Below are 16629 nucleotides of genomic sequence, written 5' to 3' on the forward strand. Positions count from 1 at the left end.
GAAGATTTTACATGTGTAAAGACAGGTGTAAAAATAAATTTGTATGAGAACATGGTTAACATGAACCTGAAGCAGCCGATAAATCTATTAAAGAACATACAAATTCAGCAAAAGAATGGGGTATCTAAATTGAAGCTGACTATCAAAAACCGAATCAGGATTATGCTGGGTGTCGTTTTGACCGGGCTCCTCCTGCTCCTTGCATTCACTGCTCTTTACATTTTCAGCAGCAATAAGATGGAAAAAGAAATGAACAACATTCAGGAAACTCTATTACTGAGCAGCGGGATCATGTCCCAATTTTATGAAGTAAGGGCAAAGGAGCAGGATTATTTCCGTTCCCCCTCAGTTGAGAAAAAAGAGAGCGTCATTTCTTCGATCAGCAGTCTGGAGAAAGAAATTAACCAATTAAAAAAGAAGGCTAGCTCAAACGAACAGAAAGAGGCGCTTAAAGAAATCGAGGATGTGACAGCCAGCTATTCGTCTGAATTTCAGATGACTTCTGGCAAATCTGAACAGATCTTTGCATTAGAGAAGTTAATGAAAGAAACATCAGCGTCCTTCCAGGCAAAAATTGACGGGATGAATGACAGCAAGCTTGCCAGACAGCTTCTCATCATGCAGGTTGCAGAAAAAGAGGCTCTGCTAAGTGCAAACACGGAATCTGTTGCCTCTTTTAAAGAAACAGCCGCAAAATTTGACCTGCTGCTGGATGCTGCTGCAATTTCACCAGAAGAGCTTACAGACTTCAAGACAAAAACGTTGAAATATACTAGCTCTGCCGACACGATTCAAACACTTAACAGCGGCATCAATCAGTCGATTAAGACATTTGAAAGTACAGCACTAACTGTTGAGAACAGTATGAAAGGAATCGACCAGCTTCTCCAAAAAGAAAGAAAAGAGCAGAACACTTCACAGAAAGAATCCCAGCTATGGCTGACTCTCCTTTTAACAGGAATCAGCGTTCTCATTTCTGCTGCACTTATGGCAGCCGGCATCTGGCTGATCCGGACCATCATGTCTTCTATCTCTCTTCTTAAAGAAGGCAGTTCCATCATTGGAGAAGGCAACTTAAGCCACCGTGTCACATTAAAGCACCAAGATGAAATGAGCGAACTGGCCGAAACGTTCAACATGATGGCATCCAAAGTACAAAAAGCGATGCTTGAGGTAAAAGCAGCAGCAGATAAAATGAGTTCTTCTTCACAAAACCTTGCTGCCGTCTCCGAAGAAACGACAGCTCAGACAGAAGAAGTTGCATCTGCAGTCTTGCAAGTTTCTGAAGGAGCACAAAGCCAGGCGAAGCACCTTCAGGAAAGCACCCATCTATTAGCTGAAGTAACGCATGCTATTGAAGAGACAAAGCAATACAGTGCGGAGATTTCTGCAGAGGCGCAAAACGCCAAAAACGAAGGGACTAAAGGAAAAGAGACCGTCTCTCAACTTCATGAACACTCTGGCAAATTCCTCGATCTGGCCAACAGCCTCATTCAGGAGATCCAGCAGGCGAGCCGACAGTCGAAACAGATTACTTCGATTGTAGAAACCATTCAGGAAATTGCAGGGAGCACTAACCTGCTTTCCCTTAACGCGGCTATAGAAGCAGCAAGAGCAGGGGATGCCGGCCGAGGCTTCTCAGTAGTAGCAAGCGAAGTCCGAAAGCTTGCCGAACGGTCAAAGAGCGAAGCGGAACGCATTCAGCAGCTAGTCACAGGAATGGCTAAACAGATGGAAAGTCTAGCTTCAGAAACAGCTTTGTTCGAGCAGTACCGAAAAGAACAAGAAAAATCTGTACAAGAAACGGAAAAAGCTTTTTCTGCCATTGCCGGCAATATCGGCGGCATCCACTTGAAACTGGCAAGCGTTCATGAAGCGGTTACCTTAGTTGAAAAAGCAAATAAAACTCTTTCTGAAAAAATGCATGAAGTAAGTGCGATTTCGCAGGAATCTGCCGCTATGACGGAACAAGTGAGCGCATCAGCTATCCATCAGAAAGAAGCGATTCAGCAAGTAAACCTTGCAGCTGAAGAGCTTCAAGGTGTTGCAGCTATTCTTGAAGAAGAGGTAAGCCAATTCCAGCTGGATGATAAAATGGATGACAACGAAGTTTCTTCCTATGTACATACAGAAGCTCATTACATAGACGAAGCCGCTGCGGCTGTTGAACAGGAAGAGAATGACCACATTGAAGAAGATCATCGTCAATAGTTTAAAAAAGGACTCCGGAAACTTTCCGGAGTCCTTTCGCATTTAATCATTCCCTCCGAGAGAGGTATAATTTTGATGCTGCTCATACGTTGAAGAAAAATAATGGCTGCCAGAACCGTCCTGTTTGGCTACAAAATAAAAATAGCCATGTCTTGCCGGTCTGGCTGCCCCTTTCAGCGATTCATAGCCCGGATTAGATATTGCAGTAGGCGGCAATCCCTTATTTAAATATGTATTATAAGGGCTTCTCACTTTAAGATCAGCGATCCTCAGCCTTGCTTTAGGCTTTTGCAGCAAATATTGCACAGTCGCGCATGACTGCAGCTTCTGGCCTTTTTTTATCCTATTCTGAAAGACCCCGGCAATAACGAGCCTCTCCTGATCCAGCAGTGCTTCTTTTTGGACGATCGAAGCGATGATAACCACATCGTTTAATCTCTCTTTGTTTATGTTTAATTTTTTTGTATTTTCCAGAAAACGCTCCACAGCCTGCCTTACGATCTCAGCTGCTTCAGTCTTTTCTTTAAAATAATAAGTACCTGGGTATAAATAGCCTTCTAATACAGGTATTGTTCCGTTTTTGTCATCAGGCAGCTGCAGCTTTTCAGACTGTTCGCTTGTCAGTGTCCCGGCTGACCGGACGGCTTTCTGAAAGGCGTGCTTATCAGCGATCCCAAGAGATTGTATTTTCTCTCCGATCTGTCGTGATGTATGTCCTTCTGAAATGACGAGTTCAATACCTTTCCTTTCTTTCGCTTTTGTTTTCAGGTCGATGTACAGCTCACGGTATGAAGCATCTTTGAATAATGTATGTCTTCCCTTTACGATCTCTTTTCCGCCGCTTTGGAGTTTCCCGTAAACATAAAACAGCTGCCTGCTTTTTATGATATCCTTTTGCTCCAGCACACCTGCTATATCATAAAGATCGTCTTCTTTATGGACGGTGATGGTGATTTCTTCGCTTCTCGTTTCTCCCGGCAGCAGTGTCCAAACGTAAATGGCAGCAAAGACAAAGCCTGCAAGAAGGATGAACCATGCTGTCCGCCGCCTCATGATTCAGAAGCCTTCTTTTTAGCAGTCAAATAGCCCCAAAGCGCAGCTGCAATACCGCCTGCTGTGTCTGAGATCAGGTCGACCATCGTGTCACTGTTTCCTCCGCCCTGCAGCGTCATATTAAACAGCTGGTCGAAGCTGAATTCGTAGATCTCCCAAACAACACCGCCAAACACCGAAAAGGAGAGGATGAACCAAAACGGCAGCCATACTGAAATATAAGAGCGGCCTTCCGTTTTCGTCATTCTTTCGTATAGCGCTACAGCAACAAATCCAAGCAAAACCCCGCTCAGCAAGTGAAGAAACGTATCCCACCAGCCAAGGCCGTAAAAACCTCTTATCGAACCGAGATATTGAGAAGCGAATAAAAAACCAATATAAGAAACGATAAGCGGCATGTTGAATTTTACTTTTGTAAAATGCGCGAGAACGATTGGAACTGCTCCGCAAAGAATGCCCGCAGCAGCAACCTGCCAGCTGTGAACGTCACCTTTTGGATAATAGTAAACAAGCATGGCTGCCATAAAAATCGTATAGCTCCAGCTAAGAATGATAATGATTTTTCTGTTCATCTGCTTCTGCACCTCGATGTAACAAGTTAATCATAGAATGTGCAGACTGCCTTGAAATATGAAAAACAGTCCTGATCAGGACTGTTTTTCTTGTAAGCTATACTCATATTGGCCGAAAAGCATAAGGGCGATGTGCACGAACATCTCGTCACGATTAACGAGTCTGGAGGTAAAAATTCCGATCGCGCCTTCTTTCTTCCTAACATCAGCATCCTCTGTCAATGCAGCCATCAGCTGGCCAAGTTCACTTCCAGCTTGAAGACCGTCTGCTATAAAGTCAGGAAGCTTGATGCGCGCCCCTCCTGCAGTGAATGTTTTGCCGCTCCGGTCTGTAAGAGCTCCCCAATTGCACAGGTACATGCCGTCTTCCATCTGCATGACACCGCCCTCAAGACCGATACCGATGTCTGCTCCCTCTTTCACACATGCTGCAGCACGGTTCAGTGCACCGGCCTTTGTTTCTTCATCGTTAATTGGCTGCGGACGGACACCCGAAGGTACGTTATAAGAGACGATCTGCACTGTGTCCAGGCCGCTGGACCGAGCACCCGCTTCCACCGCTTTAACCTTTGCCGGATTTCCTGAACCTATGCCGATTATCAAACTTTCTGTCATCAGCTGTTCTCGATGATTGTTTTAAATGTCGTCTGATCAGCTGTTTTCACAAGCTTCACCAGCAGTTCTTTAGCAGCCATATAATCATCCACATGAATGATCGATGCTGCAGTATGGATGTAGCGGGAGCAAATGCCGATCACAGCAGAAGGGACACCTTGTCCAGAAATATGGACATTGCCTGCATCCGTACCTCCTTGCGACACGAAATATTGATAAGGAATCTTATGTGTTTCAGCTGTATCCAGGACAAATTCACGCATGCCCCTGTGCATGATCATCCGAGGGTCTAAAATACGGAGCAGCACACCTTTTCCAAGCTGTCCGAATTCGTTTCGGTCTCCTGTCATATCGTTGGCGGGACTCGCATCAAGCGCGAAAAACAAGTCTGGCTGAATCATGTTCGCTGCGGTTGTTGCGCCTCTTAAACCTACCTCTTCTTGAACCGTAGCGCCGGAAAACAGCGTGTTTGGCAGCTTCTCATCACTCAGTTCTTTTAAAAGCTCAATCGCAAGTCCGACACCGTAGCGGTTATCCCAAGCTTTCGCCATGATTTTTTTGCTGTTTTTCATCGGTGTGAACGGGCACAGCGGGACAACAGGCTGGCCAGGACGGACGCCCCAAGACTCAGCCTCTTCCTTTGAATCGGCGCTGATATCCACATACATGTGTTTGAAATCCAGTGTTTTATTGCGCTGCTCAGGCGTAAGCAGGTGAGGGGGAGTAGAGCCGATCACGCCATCAATCGTCTCTCCGCCGGCCGAGATCACCTGCACTCGCTGTGCGAGCAGCACCTGGTTCCACCATCCCCCGAGCGGCTGAATGCGCAGCATGCCGTTCGGAGTGATCTTTGTTACCATAAAGCCGACTTCGTCCATATGGCCTGCCACCATGATCTTTGGTCCGTTTCCTTTTCTCACACCAAAGATACTGCCGAGGCGGTCTTGGATGATTTCGTCACTATATGGCTCGATCTCTTTTTTTACAAAATTTCTTACTTCACGTTCAAATCCTGGAACACCAGGAAGTTCTGTCAGTGTCTTAAACAAAGAAAGCGTTTTTTCATTCAAAATAAAAACCCCTTTCACCTATGTACGTTTCCATTGTACATTCAGTATCAGGGGAATTCCACTTGCATATTCTTTTTATCGGTAAATAATCGGATCTTCGCTTCCGGCTTCGCGGAAGCCTTTCAGCCTAAGCTGGCAGCTGTCGCATACGCCGCACGCTTCTTCTAAGCCGTTGTAACACGACGTCGTTAATTCATAGGGCACACCTAATGTTAGACCCCACTCGATCGTTTCTTTCTTTGTTTTGTCGATCAGCGGTGTCGCAATTTGAATGCGAGCACCTGTCACCCCAGCTTTTGTCGCCAAGTTAACAGTAGATTCCATACTTGCGATGAATTCAGGACGGCAGTCAGGATAGCCGCTGTAATCCACAGCAGAAACACCTGTATAGACCGCTTCCGCTCCGATAACTTCCGCATAAGCACTGGCAAGTGAGAGGAAGATCATATTTCTCGCTGGTACATATGTTGAAGGGATGCCTTCTTCTGCTGTTTCAGGAACGTCGATCTTTTCATCTGTAAGGGCACTTCCGCCGATCTGCTTAAGAAAGTCGAGATCCACGATACGATGATCAGCCACACCATAGAATTCTGCTACTTTAACAGCCTGTTCTACTTCTCTATTATGGCGCTGTCCGTAATGAAATGTGATCGGATACAGCTCATAGCCCGCATCTTTTGCTATTCCCATACACGTTGTACTGTCAAGTCCGCCGCTCAAAACGATAACCGCTTTTTTACTCATCTGTTATACCCCTCTTTCTGCCGGATCCCAAATAATTTTATGAAGCTGGAGGCTGATTTTCGCGTTTGGAAGCGGATCGGCTAGAAGCTTTTCCACAAGCCTGCGCGGAGGCATCGTTTCCCAGACAGGGCTCAGTGATATCTGTCCTTTTTCATATAAGCTGTTCACTACTTTTTTAGTAATAGAAAAATCTTCGTCCGAACCGACTACAAATTTAATTTCATCTTGCATGCCAAGCTCTTTAAAATTTTCGTGATTCATTTTTTCCATTTCGCCTGAGGCCGGAAGTTTATAATCCATAACGAACCGCATCTTCCTTTTAAGTTCAGGATGAGACTGTCTCAGCTTTTCAAACGGCGCCAGATCGATCGCTCCATTTGTTTCAATATGAATATCCACTATATGCTCCAAATCAGCCATCCCGAGTAAAAGAGCCGCTGATTTCTCACGGTGGATCAATGGCTCACCGCCTGTGAAGCAGATCCTCTCTGCTTTAAAGCTCTTTATCGTTTCAAGAATCTCTTGAATAGACGCTTCGTACTCAGGTTTAGCAGGTGCATAGCTGTATGGTGTATCGCACCATGTACACCTCAGGTTACAGTGAAAAACACGGACAAACACAGTCGGATAGCCCGCAGCCAGACCTTCTCCTTCGACCGTTTCAAAAATCTCGACCATCGGCAGCTTCCAAGCCATCCATTCATTTTTTACAGGAAGGTTAAATGTTTTCATCAGAGATCATCCATTCCCGCTTTAACGTCGCGTAGCTTGTCGGTGTTTCATACAGCTTAAGCTCTTCAAGACGGTGGCCCTGTTTTTTCAAACCTTCTTCCTCAAGCCTCTCGTCAAGCTGCTCCCATATCCAGACGATCATGTTTTCAGCCGTTGTGTTCATGTTAGGAAGAACTTCGTTTAAATAGCGGTGATCAAGCTTGCTGTCGATCACTTCTTTGTAGATTCGTTTGATATCGCCGAAATCTACAGCGATGCCGACTTCATCCACATAGCCGCTGATCGTGATGATCAGTCTGTAAGTGTGGCCGTGGAGGTTCTTGCATTTGCCTTCATAATGGTGAAGGTGATGCGCAGCATCGAACGTGAATTCCTTCGTTACCGCGACACGTTTGTTGTGATACTTCAGTTCTTCTTTCTTTATATCAACATTAAATTTTTGTACTTTCTCAGGAATCTTGAATTCCATCATGCGTACACCCTTTCTGAAAAGAAAGCGCCGCAAATAAAAAACCCTCTGATATTGAACAGAGAGTGCCCATTTCTGTATCTGCACGCTCCCTAGTTTTGTTTAAAGAGGGGCGGGAATTGCGAACCCTCTTCCTCATCAAGTAATATTAACAAAAAAGGCTGGAAAATTGAAGAACTCTTTTTGATATACTGTAATCAGAACAGACGAAAGGCAGGAAAAGACATGAAATGGAAAACATTGCTTGCTGCCAGCGCTGCAGGCGCGCTCGCAGGCTATTGGGTCGTCAAAAAACAACAAGATCCGCTGTCACCTGAAAAAGTGCTAAAAAAAGTAAAACACGCAATCGCTCCCGAATATGCCGTGAGCGGCACCTGGATACAGTATAAACCGGAAAAAGTTATGCGTTTTGGGCTTCCCTATAATGTATATAAAGGCGGTTTCTCTCAGATCCATGCTCAGAAAAAGCATGTGCATCATGAGTTTATTGCAGATGCAGAAACAGGCATCATCTTAGAGCTAAAATAAAGACTCTTCTCTTAAGGATTTTTGCTATTGAACGATTTATTTTGTATTTTGTAAGAAAGATCAGCAGGTTTGCCTCTAAAAAATCAAACGCTAAATCCTGAGAAAGGTTTGCATTCTCCCTTAATTACTTTAGCTGATTCTACATTACGTTCGGTTGATCATCCTGAATCCATCTTTGATAAAGTTGATCGGAGTGTAAGGCGCCGACTCCAGCGGGACGAGTGGGACAGGTGAGACCTCTCATGTCGCGTAGCGGCGAGAGGGCTCACCGCCCGCCCCGCGGAAAGCGTGCGCCTGAAACGTAGATCAACCTCTTCTCTGAATTCTTCAAAAAGCAACAAAGATTAATCCAAAAAAAGACAGCCGCAATCGGCTGTCTTTTTTATTAACGGTAAGTTGCCTGCTGATTATATAGATTGTTCGCAAGCTTGAATTCTGTTGTCAAATATTGGCGTTTCTCCCATACAGTAAGAATGTATAGAGGAACTAAGATAATAATCGAAAGAAGAAGAGTAACGACAATCCAGTCCATGTGTACGCCAACATCGTTCTTGTGAGATTTGCTGTACTTTACGATGTCTGGATTCGCTTTCGCTACAGCCTGCTCTGTCAGCATCTCTTTTTTATCAGGATTGAAATAAACGATTTCAGTGCGGTCAAAGCTGAACACGTTATCGCGGACCGTTTTGTAAGTAGCTACTGCACCTACAATTTCTGTTGCTTCCAGCTCAGAATCTCCGTTTGAAAAGGTTTGTACATCCGAAAGTTCAAGTGAACCTTCTTTGAAATCTTTGTGCTTGTCCTTAAGGCCTTTTTCGATAGTTGTTGTCATTTCTTTTGAAGCCTCTGCAGCAGATACTCCTGTTGCGAACATCAATACTAATGCAAAAAGTGAAAGCAGTGACATTAATTTCTTCATATGTGATGAATCCCCTTTCTTTTGCAAAATCCATAACCATTTTACCACATTTTCAGCAGCTGAATAGGTCTTACGTGATGGAAATTTTAAGGAAACTATATTTTCGTCCGATCTAGGGCTTCTTTTACTTTCCCGTCAGCTGAAAATTTCACGGCACGATAGATCGCATCATGATAAAAGATATACCATTTATCGGCCTGCATCCACTTTTGTTTAGCGAAGATGGAGTCCATCGGATAATCATCATACGCAAGCACCCACAATGGATTGAAATGTGCATGTGTCGGCAGCAGGTCTCCCATATGAATGATTTCCTCATCTCCTGCTGTCAGCCGGATGATAGAATGACCGTCACTGTGTCCGCCGGTATGAATCATTTCAACACCGTTCACAATCTCCACTTTTTCAATAAATGTCTTAACCTGATGCTGGATTGGCTCCCAGTTCTCTTTCCAATACGTGTTTTTCGATCGGATATTAGGTTCTTTCAATTCATTCCATTCTGTTTCACTCGTATAAATGACAGCGTTTTCAAATACAGGAACGATAATGCCGTCTCTCACTTCTGTCAAGCCTGATGCATGGTCAAAATGCATATGCGTCATTAAGATGATGTCGATATCTTCCGGTTTTAGAGACAGTTTTTTCAGGCTCTCCTTAATAGATGATTCTTCTGAAACACCATAATTTCGCTTTTGTTTGTCGCTCAGCTTCCCAGAACCGATACCTGATTCAATCAAAATATTCTTGCCTTCCGCTTGAAAAAAGATTGGTTCTGTTCTTAGTTCAATCTGGTTTAGTTCATTTACAGGGTATTTACGGCTCCAAAGCGGCTTTGGCACTACGCCAAACATCGCACCTCCGTCCATGTTTGTCACCCCGCCATCAAGCCAGTGAAACTTCAGCCCGCCAATTTCATATGTATCCAAGTCCCTCACTCCTGTCATATCATCTAGTTTAAAGTGTATCACAAAAAATGGGGTCCGGTACCATTTGCCAATAACAGCGCGAATATGCGCCTTTGTGCAAATGGTACCGGACCCCATCATCAATCACGGTTATTTAAATTCGGCTTCTAAACGATAGATGCGGAAACCTTTTTCCGAAAATTTTTCTTCATATTCAGTCATCACATTATTTTCGAAAGAACTTTTATGAAGATCCAAGCTTACATTCTTAAGCGTCATTCCATATTTGGACATACTATGCAAAGAGTATTCAAAAAGTCCTTGGTTATCAGTCTTAAAATGAATTTCCCCTTTACCATTAAGCACTTTCTCATACTGTGCTAAAAAGAACTCTGAAGTGAGCCGCCTTTTTTCATGTTTGGATTTTGGCCACGGATCAGAAAAGTTCAAATAGATCCGGTCAAGCTCTCCTTCTTCAAAAAAATCACTCAGTTTTTCAGCATTCTCTCTAATAATGCGAACGTTGGAAATCCCGGATTCTTTTATCCGGTCTAGAGCCGTTACTAGAATACTGTCGTAAATTTCCATGCCCAGGTAATTAACTTCAGGATTTTGAATGCCCATTCCTGTTATGAAACGGCCTTTTCCCGTACCTGCTTCCAGATGGATCGGACCGTCATTTCCAAAATATTCACTCCATCTTCCCTTCCATTCAGCGGGATTCACCGGAGAAATTTCTGGGTGACTTAATAATTTATCTTTAGCCCAAGGCTTAAAACGCTGACGCATAACATGGCTCCTTTTAAATAAATTGACTTGGTCATTTTATCACGAAGTTCCCGCAAACGAAAGATGGCTGCTGCTACATGAAATTCTGATTCCAAGGAAAAATAAAAACACCGTTCATCACGGTGTCCATTACTCTACAGAAAGGAAGATGACAGGTGCCCCTTGATCACAGCCATCAGCTGTCCTTATTACGTGATATATTGCAGGATCATCTCGCTGACTGCAATGGTTCTTCAGCAGAGTGCGCTCAGCTCGAAAGACTGGCTTCCAAATTATCCTCCAACAGCCTCATTCACGAAGAATTAAGACAGGCGATTGTTTCTATCAATGAATATAGCCATACAGGAGCATCGCATCAGCAGCTTGACGTACACATCAAAGATCACATGCCCCATATCGAAGGCTGGCTGAATACCATAACAGCTCATCAAACAGAATAAAAGAATATTACTGTGTAATTGAAGGGTGATTTAAAAGGCGGTAAAGCGTGCTTTCTGTTTCAGCCGCTTTTTCCGTTTCCCCTTTATTTATGTTCTGGATATGCATATATGCTGTCTGAGCTGTAACATACCAATGCATCCGCTTTTCAAGGCCTAGAGTGAGCTTCATGTTATATTCAGAAAGCCATTCGGCCCATTCGCTTTTTGGTATATAGCTATACAACAGCATCCCTAAGTCCAGTGCAGGATCTGCGACCATAGCACCGTCCCAGTCAATCAGAAAAAGCTGACTGTCCTTGCTGAGCATCCAGTTGTTATGATTGACATCACAATGACAGACCACTTTATCATCACATTGAATCTCGTTTTTATCTTCCATTAGGCGGGCGATGGATTCCTTTACAAGCTGAGAGCTGTTTTTCATCGCAGCAGACTGACGCTGCAGATCAGCGATGATTAGTTCAGGGGTCAAAGGCATCTTTCCGAGCCTTTTCAGCATCTCGAGCAATTCATTTGAGCTGTGTATCTTGCCGAGAAGTTTTGCGACATGGCTGCATTTCATTTCCGCTGATTTAAGTTCGCGCCCGTCGAGCCACTGCTGTGCGGAAATCACATCGCCATTTTCGAGACGCTTCGTCCATAGGAGCTTAGGTACGATTCCTTCCGCCGAAAGCACCGCTAAAAAAGGAGAAGAATTGCGTTTTAAGAAAAGTCGCTGCTCTTCATGCTGGGCGATATATGCTTCACCTGTTGCTCCTCCAGCGGGGTACAGCCGCCATTCTTTTCCTAAAATATGTTCCAATGCCTTCACCTTCTTCCATCCCCAAAACACGTTTTTATCAAAATTCCGATTACCTCTACGAATTCACTATTTTATCATAATTCGACATGAAAAGTATATCTTAAAAATCTTAAACACCAGATGGCTTATAAAGGATCGCGTACGACAAAGGTTCCATCAAGATACTTTGTTCTGATACTTCTTTTACCGGAAGTGTCCCTGCCGCCTTCAGCCATGGGGCACCTTCTATAGGAACCTTAACCTCTGCCTCAGTGTCTCGGGCGTTAATCAAAAGCAGCGCCTCCTGCCATTCTTCCTTGTTTTTTGGTTTTCGGTTCGTAACCCGGTAAAGGACGACTCCCGTTGAACCATCTTCTATCAAAGCTGTGCAGGCTCCAATTTCTTCTGGTGCCATAAATCTGAAACAAGGCTGAGCCTTTCGGATAGAAAGAAGCTCTATGAATGTTTTCAAATCTTGATAAAAACGGTCTCTCCGCTTCCAATCAAGCCAGTTAATCTCATCAGGCGAACAATAGCTGTTTTCAAATCCATGCTTTGTTCTATAAAATTCCTGCCCTGCATGAATGAATGGCACTCCCTGTGAGAAGACAGTCAGCACGAGAGCAATCTGCTGCCGTTTTAGCCTTTTAGATTCTTCTTCATGTGGATGAAGGATGCTGAGCCAGTCATAGAGTGTATGGTTATCGTGACATTCTACAAAATTGATGCTTTGTGATGCGTCAACAAATAGCCCGCCTCCTCCGCAGGATCCATTGAGCACACTTGCAAGCTGCCTGAAATTCCCGCTGATAAAACCATACTTATCTGGAAAGAAAACACTTCCTTTTACAGCGTCTCTAAAGCTGTCATTGAAAAAAGAGTATTGCGGAAGTTCTTTCGCTGCCCTAATGCTCGCTTTTTCCGATGGCTCCAGCAAGGTGTTCATTTCCCATCCTTCACCAAGCAAAAAAATGGAAGTGTCCTCTTGTAGAAGTTTTTTCGCAGCACGTTTCATCGTTTCTTTATCATGAATCCCCATAAGATCGAACCGAAATCCATCCACTTTGTATTCTTTTTGCCAGTAAGAGAGAGAATCAATGATATATTTCCGCATCATAGAACGTTCGGATGCTGTATCATTGCCTACTCCAGTTCCATTGGATGGTCTTCCACCTTGATCAAAACGGAAGTAATAGCCTGGAACAAGCTTTTCGAAGGAAGAGTTCTCACGGATATACACATGATTAAAAACTACATCGAGAATGACACGGATACCGCTTTCATGAAGTGCGAGAACAGCCTGTTTCAGCTCGCGTATCCTTGCTGCTGGATCATCTGGATCCGTCGAGTATGATCCTTCAGGAGAGTTATAGTTTTCAGGGTCATATCCCCAGTTATATGATTCTCCTGGATTCCTTTCATCTACACTTCCAAAGTCAGCTACAGGAAGCAGCTGTACGTGTGTCACACCAAGATTTTTCAAGTAATCCAGGCCGGTTTCAATATTTCCAGGAGTTTTTGTCCCGCTTTCACAAAAAGCGAGAAACTTTCTCTTATTTTTCATTCCGCTTTCCGGATGAGAGGAGAAGTCTCTTACCTGAAGTTCGTAAATAACAGAATCCGTCTTGCTTATCGGAGCTGGTCTGTTATGATCTTCCCAGCCTGCTGGATGAGTGTGATCAAGGCAGACAACCAGTCCCTTCTCCCCATTGGCCGTCACACTTCTTGCATATGGATCTACTGCTAAAACAGTCTTGTGGTTCACCCTGCCGGAAAAAAGATACGCATCGCCGTGGCAGTCGCCTAAAGCTTCAGCACTCCAGACACCTTTATCATTTCTTTTCATCGGCAGTGTCAACGGCATCCCTTTTCCGCCTTTCCATAAAAGCACGTTCATTTCTGTGCTGACTGGCGACCAGACCTTAAATACCGTCTTATCCTTCGTGTATAGACTTCCAAGCTCACCGCTGCAGCTGAACCTCTTTTCAAATTCAGCTGTCCTCACTACGCTGCCCAGTTTTAATGGCACAGAAGAAAATCCTGGTCCATAGATCAAGTACTCTTTTCCGATATCCAGTGCTTTTTCAGCGGTCATATAAAATATCAGCGTGCCATCGATCCACTGCTCAGAAATGCGTTTCAAGGAAATTTTCTCACGCCCGCAAGTTAAATGGAACGAGGCTTCTCTTGATATCTCTTCATGAAGAAGAACTGTGATCATCGTGAACGTATCCAAATATGCCTGCGGCTGATGCTTGGATTCTTCTGTCATGTTTTTCACTCCTGCCTTTCTGGTTCTCCTATATCATATTGGGACGGTTTGGATGATGTTAAACATGGACAAAAGAAAAGGGCGGCAACATTTCATTGCCGCTGCAGGAACTACATTCTACATGGGTGAAAAACAACAAGAAATACCTACAGAGGTTTTTATTTATCTCTTTTCATAATTTGTAATTTGGCGGAATACCTTCGAGGTGAGGTTAGCTTCAATGACTAGTCCGTTCGTTAGATTGCTTTTGCTGACTTTTCATCACATTTACTTGATCTTCTTGAATACTTCTTTGTACAAGTTGATCGTAGTGTAAGGCGCCGACTCCAGCGGGACGAGTGGGACAGGTGAGACCCTTTAGGGCGCGGAGCGGCAAAGGGGCTCACCTGTCCAGCAGAAAATGGCTAGCCACTCGAGGTCAAAAGGGCAAGTGTCCAATAAGTCAAAGTACGACTTACCGGCCCCTTTCCCTTTTGCTTGTCGTGGCTGAACGAGCCATTTCTGCTTTTCGCCACGCCCCGCGGAAAGCGTGCGCCTGAAACGGAGATCAACCTCTTCTCTGAATTCTAAAATGCAACATAGGTTGCTAAAACAAACTTTATTAAAGCTTCAAACGGGCGGCAGACGGCTGGACAGTCACCTCTACCGGAGTGGTGCCTGCATGCTCGCCGTCTGCATGAATCATCATCGGAGTGTTCGAATGTATCGTGATGCTTCTTCCTTTAAGCAGCGTTACCCCTTTTTGCCGTACATGAGACCCTGAAAAAACAGTAATAAAAAGAAGCAGCAGCTTTTTCCAGGACATATCATGAACGATGCAGAGATCGAGGATGCCGTCAGATGCATCAGCTTCAGGACATATTTTCATGCCGCCTCCGTAAAATGGCAAATTACCGACAGCCACAAGCCATACTCCGCTAAAATGATAGTCCGCCCCGTCTATTACGAGATCAACATCACGAGGTGTATAACGCGGCAAAACACTGAAAAGAGCCAGCACATAAGACAGCGTGCCAAGACGTAAAAAATGGAAAACCTTTTTATAAGGTGAATCGTCAGCTCTCTTGGAAACTTCTCCATCCAGACCCACACCGATCGCACTTACAAAATACCGGGGCTGGCCTCCACGGCCGATAAGCTTAAGTTTCCCGAGATCTATTGCAGCATCACGCATCTTGCCTTTCAGGCGGCCAAAATGCTGGCTGACTGTCATCCTCTTCTTATAGATTCCACGGATAATATCATTTCCGGATCCTCCAGACACAAAAGTAAAAGGGATATGACGTCTTTCGTGTAAGCCATTGGCCACTTCATTGATCGTTCCGTCGCCGCCGACTGCCACGATTGCTTTTATTTCATCAGTATTGATATAAGAAATTTTTTTGGCGATCTCATCCGCATGCCCCTGATGCTCAGTAAAATGAGACCGGTAGGGTATATTTTCTTTGTCGAGCAATCTTTTGAGCGTTTTCCAAACCGTAAGTGCTTTTCTGTTATGCTTGTTAATTATAAAAAAATATTTTTGCTTCATTTGTTTTCCTGATCCTCGTGTATGTATTTTCAGACTTTATTCGACAGGATCAGCAAAAAATCCTTCTTTTTCCTCTTCATCTCCACTTTCTGAAAGCTGCTCACCGCGGCGGTACAAAGAGTTCGTTACACAATGAGAAAGCAGTTCAGAAACAAATTTCAGCTGCTGGCTTTTTACCGGAGCAGGTTCTCTTTTTATGCTTTCAAGCCACCCAGGAAAAAGCCTTTTATCAATATACATCGTCCTTCTCCAGTCATCATCTTCATCAATGAACGCATCCTTTGCGATGACTGCTTTCTTCAAACTGAGCTGCCCCGCAAAAGGAAGCATCAACTGTGATACTGCTTGTTCCATCCTTTGCATCGCAATATGCGGACTTATGTACCTCTTCCCCGCGAGTTCGCTGTTCTGCCAGAAACGCTTGCTTTCTTCCTTCCAAATACCCTCTTGATCAAGCCAAACGGTCAGCCACACATCCGCAGGACCAACGACAATGATCTCCAGTTCAACTGGGGCGCTTATATAATGAATAACAGGTTTATAGAACACAAAATAATTATCGGGAACTTCTTCTGCAAGATAGCGAAGCAGCTTGTGATCAAGAATAGAAGGATCTAATTCTGAAAGCTCGTTAACAGTTGAACTCGCCCATTTCAACTGAAACGAAAAAAGTTCTTCTCTATATTCCTCTATTTTTTCACGTGCTGTTTTAACTTTGTATAAAGGAAAAGAAGGCTCCTTTTTTTCCTCTTCTATTAGATTTTGTTTTTGTTTTGGTTTATTGAACCATCGATTGAATAGCCGTTTCTTGTTTTGTTCAGGCAGCTGCTTAACAGCCGTCTCTTCTTCAATAAAATGTTCATGATCCTCTGCTGCCAATTTCTCCTCCCGTCTTTTTTTCTTTAAACGGATAAACTGTGACTGATAATGGTATAGATTTTTTTCATACCGGGACACATAATCATGAATTTTCACCAAGTGTGCCATTCTTATTC

General features: G+C 44.0%; 17 protein-coding genes. 3 read left to right on the plus strand and 14 right to left on the minus strand.

All coding sequences use genetic code 11. From position 1 onward, the window contains the following. Positions 1-39: 39 nt before the first annotated feature. Positions 40-2211 (plus strand): methyl-accepting chemotaxis protein, encoded by a 2172-nt coding sequence (locus CGZ90_RS10205; RefSeq protein WP_094252384.1) that lies wholly within the window; start codon positions 40-42, stop codon positions 2209-2211. A gap of 42 nt (positions 2212-2253) precedes the next feature. Here the strand turns inward: CGZ90_RS10205 and mltG are convergent, their stop codons facing one another. The 7 genes from mltG to queD form a co-directional block, all read right to left on the minus strand. Then, a complete protein-coding gene (mltG, locus tag CGZ90_RS10210; RefSeq protein ID WP_094252385.1) occupies positions 2254-3264 on the minus strand; it encodes an endolytic transglycosylase MltG in 1011 nt (336 codons plus the stop codon). After that, positions 3261-3836 (minus strand): DUF2238 domain-containing protein, encoded by a 576-nt coding sequence (locus tag CGZ90_RS10215; protein WP_094252386.1) that lies wholly within the window; start codon positions 3834-3836, stop codon positions 3261-3263. The genes mltG and CGZ90_RS10215 overlap by 4 nt, the downstream gene beginning before the upstream one ends. A gap of 75 nt (positions 3837-3911) precedes the next feature. Continuing rightward, positions 3912-4451 carry a DUF84 family protein gene (locus CGZ90_RS10220; RefSeq protein ID WP_094252387.1) on the minus strand — a complete coding sequence of 180 codons (540 nt, stop codon included), beginning with the start codon at positions 4449-4451 and terminating at the stop codon, positions 3912-3914. After that, positions 4451-5521, minus strand: a complete 1071-nt coding sequence (locus CGZ90_RS10225; protein ID WP_094252388.1) for a M42 family metallopeptidase — start codon at positions 5519-5521, stop codon at positions 4451-4453. Before CGZ90_RS10225 ends, CGZ90_RS10220 begins: the two co-directional genes overlap by 1 nt. Positions 5522-5596: 75 nt before the next feature. Beyond that, complete coding sequence (queC, locus tag CGZ90_RS10230; protein ID WP_094252389.1) at positions 5597-6265, minus strand: 7-cyano-7-deazaguanine synthase QueC; 669 nt, start codon at positions 6263-6265, stop codon at positions 5597-5599. 3 nt (positions 6266-6268) lie between these two features. After that, a complete protein-coding gene (locus CGZ90_RS10235) occupies positions 6269-6997 on the minus strand; it encodes a 7-carboxy-7-deazaguanine synthase QueE (RefSeq protein WP_094252390.1) in 729 nt (242 codons plus the stop codon). Next, entirely contained in the window at positions 6984-7469 is a 486-nt protein-coding gene (gene queD / locus CGZ90_RS10240; RefSeq protein ID WP_094252391.1) for a 6-carboxytetrahydropterin synthase QueD, read from the minus strand. The genes CGZ90_RS10235 and queD overlap by 14 nt, the downstream gene beginning before the upstream one ends. 222 nt (positions 7470-7691) lie before the next feature. On the opposite strand from queD, the gene CGZ90_RS10245 reads away from it, so the two are divergent. Then, positions 7692-7994: a PepSY domain-containing protein gene (locus CGZ90_RS10245; protein WP_094252392.1), complete on the plus strand. Its 303-nt coding sequence runs from the start codon at positions 7692-7694 to the stop codon at positions 7992-7994. Between the two features lie 385 nt (positions 7995-8379). On the opposite strand, the gene CGZ90_RS10250 is transcribed toward CGZ90_RS10245, so the two are convergent. The 3 genes from CGZ90_RS10250 to trmB form a co-directional block, all read right to left on the minus strand. Continuing rightward, positions 8380-8913 (minus strand): hypothetical protein, encoded by a 534-nt coding sequence (locus CGZ90_RS10250; protein WP_094252393.1) that lies wholly within the window; start codon positions 8911-8913, stop codon positions 8380-8382. A gap of 95 nt (positions 8914-9008) precedes the next feature. After that, complete coding sequence (locus tag CGZ90_RS10255) at positions 9009-9842, minus strand: YtnP family quorum-quenching lactonase (protein WP_379675142.1); 834 nt, start codon at positions 9840-9842, stop codon at positions 9009-9011. Between the two features lie 129 nt (positions 9843-9971). Further along, positions 9972-10610: a tRNA (guanosine(46)-N7)-methyltransferase TrmB gene (gene trmB / locus CGZ90_RS10260; protein WP_094252395.1), complete on the minus strand. Its 639-nt coding sequence runs from the start codon at positions 10608-10610 to the stop codon at positions 9972-9974. A 155-nt stretch (positions 10611-10765) separates the two neighbouring features. Between trmB and CGZ90_RS10265 the strand changes: the two genes are divergently transcribed. Then, on the plus strand, positions 10766-11050 hold the full coding sequence (locus tag CGZ90_RS10265) for a YtzH-like family protein (protein WP_094252396.1): 285 nt from the start codon (positions 10766-10768) through the stop codon (positions 11048-11050). Positions 11051-11057: 7 nt separating this feature from the next. On the opposite strand, the gene CGZ90_RS10270 is transcribed toward CGZ90_RS10265, so the two are convergent. From CGZ90_RS10270 to CGZ90_RS10290, 4 genes are all read right to left on the minus strand, one after another. Then, positions 11058-11852 (minus strand): phosphotransferase family protein, encoded by a 795-nt coding sequence (locus CGZ90_RS10270; protein WP_094252397.1) that lies wholly within the window; start codon positions 11850-11852, stop codon positions 11058-11060. A 109-nt stretch (positions 11853-11961) separates the two neighbouring features. Continuing rightward, entirely contained in the window at positions 11962-14103 is a 2142-nt protein-coding gene (pulA, locus tag CGZ90_RS10275) for a type I pullulanase (protein ID WP_094252398.1), read from the minus strand. Positions 14104-14704: 601 nt separating this feature from the next. Next, complete coding sequence (locus tag CGZ90_RS10285) at positions 14705-15634, minus strand: diacylglycerol/lipid kinase family protein (RefSeq protein ID WP_094252400.1); 930 nt, start codon at positions 15632-15634, stop codon at positions 14705-14707. Positions 15635-15670: 36 nt separating this feature from the next. Next, positions 15671-16621, minus strand: a complete 951-nt coding sequence (locus CGZ90_RS10290; RefSeq protein ID WP_094252401.1) for a hypothetical protein — start codon at positions 16619-16621, stop codon at positions 15671-15673. Positions 16622-16629 lie beyond the last annotated feature (8 nt).

It is taken from the genome of Fictibacillus aquaticus, from assembly GCF_002245695.1.
In the GTDB taxonomy this organism is placed as follows: domain Bacteria; phylum Bacillota; class Bacilli; order Bacillales; family Fictibacillaceae; genus Fictibacillus; species Fictibacillus aquaticus.

Bases quoted from the DNA above. Each gene is read 5' to 3' on its own strand.
- CGZ90_RS10245 (WP_094252392.1), top strand. From the start codon at position 7,692: ATGAAATGGAAAACATTGCTTGCTGCCAGCGCTGCAGGCGCGCTCGCA.
- CGZ90_RS10235 (WP_094252390.1), bottom strand. From the start codon at position 6,997: ATGAAAACATTTAACCTTCCTGTAAAAAATGAATGGATGGCTTGGAAG.
- mltG (WP_094252385.1), bottom strand. From the start codon at position 3,264: ATGAGGCGGCGGACAGCATGGTTCATCCTTCTTGCAGGCTTTGTCTTT.
- CGZ90_RS10250 (WP_094252393.1), bottom strand. From the start codon at position 8,913: ATGAAGAAATTAATGTCACTGCTTTCACTTTTTGCATTAGTATTGATG.
- CGZ90_RS10290 (WP_094252401.1), bottom strand. From the start codon at position 16,621: ATGGCACACTTGGTGAAAATTCATGATTATGTGTCCCGGTATGAAAAA.
- CGZ90_RS10220 (WP_094252387.1), bottom strand. From the start codon at position 4,451: ATGACAGAAAGTTTGATAATCGGCATAGGTTCAGGAAATCCGGCAAAG.
- pulA (WP_094252398.1), bottom strand. From the start codon at position 14,103: ATGACAGAAGAATCCAAGCATCAGCCGCAGGCATATTTGGATACGTTC.
- queC (WP_094252389.1), bottom strand. From the start codon at position 6,265: ATGAGTAAAAAAGCGGTTATCGTTTTGAGCGGCGGACTTGACAGTACA.
- CGZ90_RS10215 (WP_094252386.1), bottom strand. From the start codon at position 3,836: ATGAACAGAAAAATCATTATCATTCTTAGCTGGAGCTATACGATTTTT.
- trmB (WP_094252395.1), bottom strand. From the start codon at position 10,610: ATGCGTCAGCGTTTTAAGCCTTGGGCTAAAGATAAATTATTAAGTCAC.
- CGZ90_RS10285 (WP_094252400.1), bottom strand. From the start codon at position 15,634: ATGAAGCAAAAATATTTTTTTATAATTAACAAGCATAACAGAAAAGCA.
- queD (WP_094252391.1), bottom strand. From the start codon at position 7,469: ATGATGGAATTCAAGATTCCTGAGAAAGTACAAAAATTTAATGTTGAT.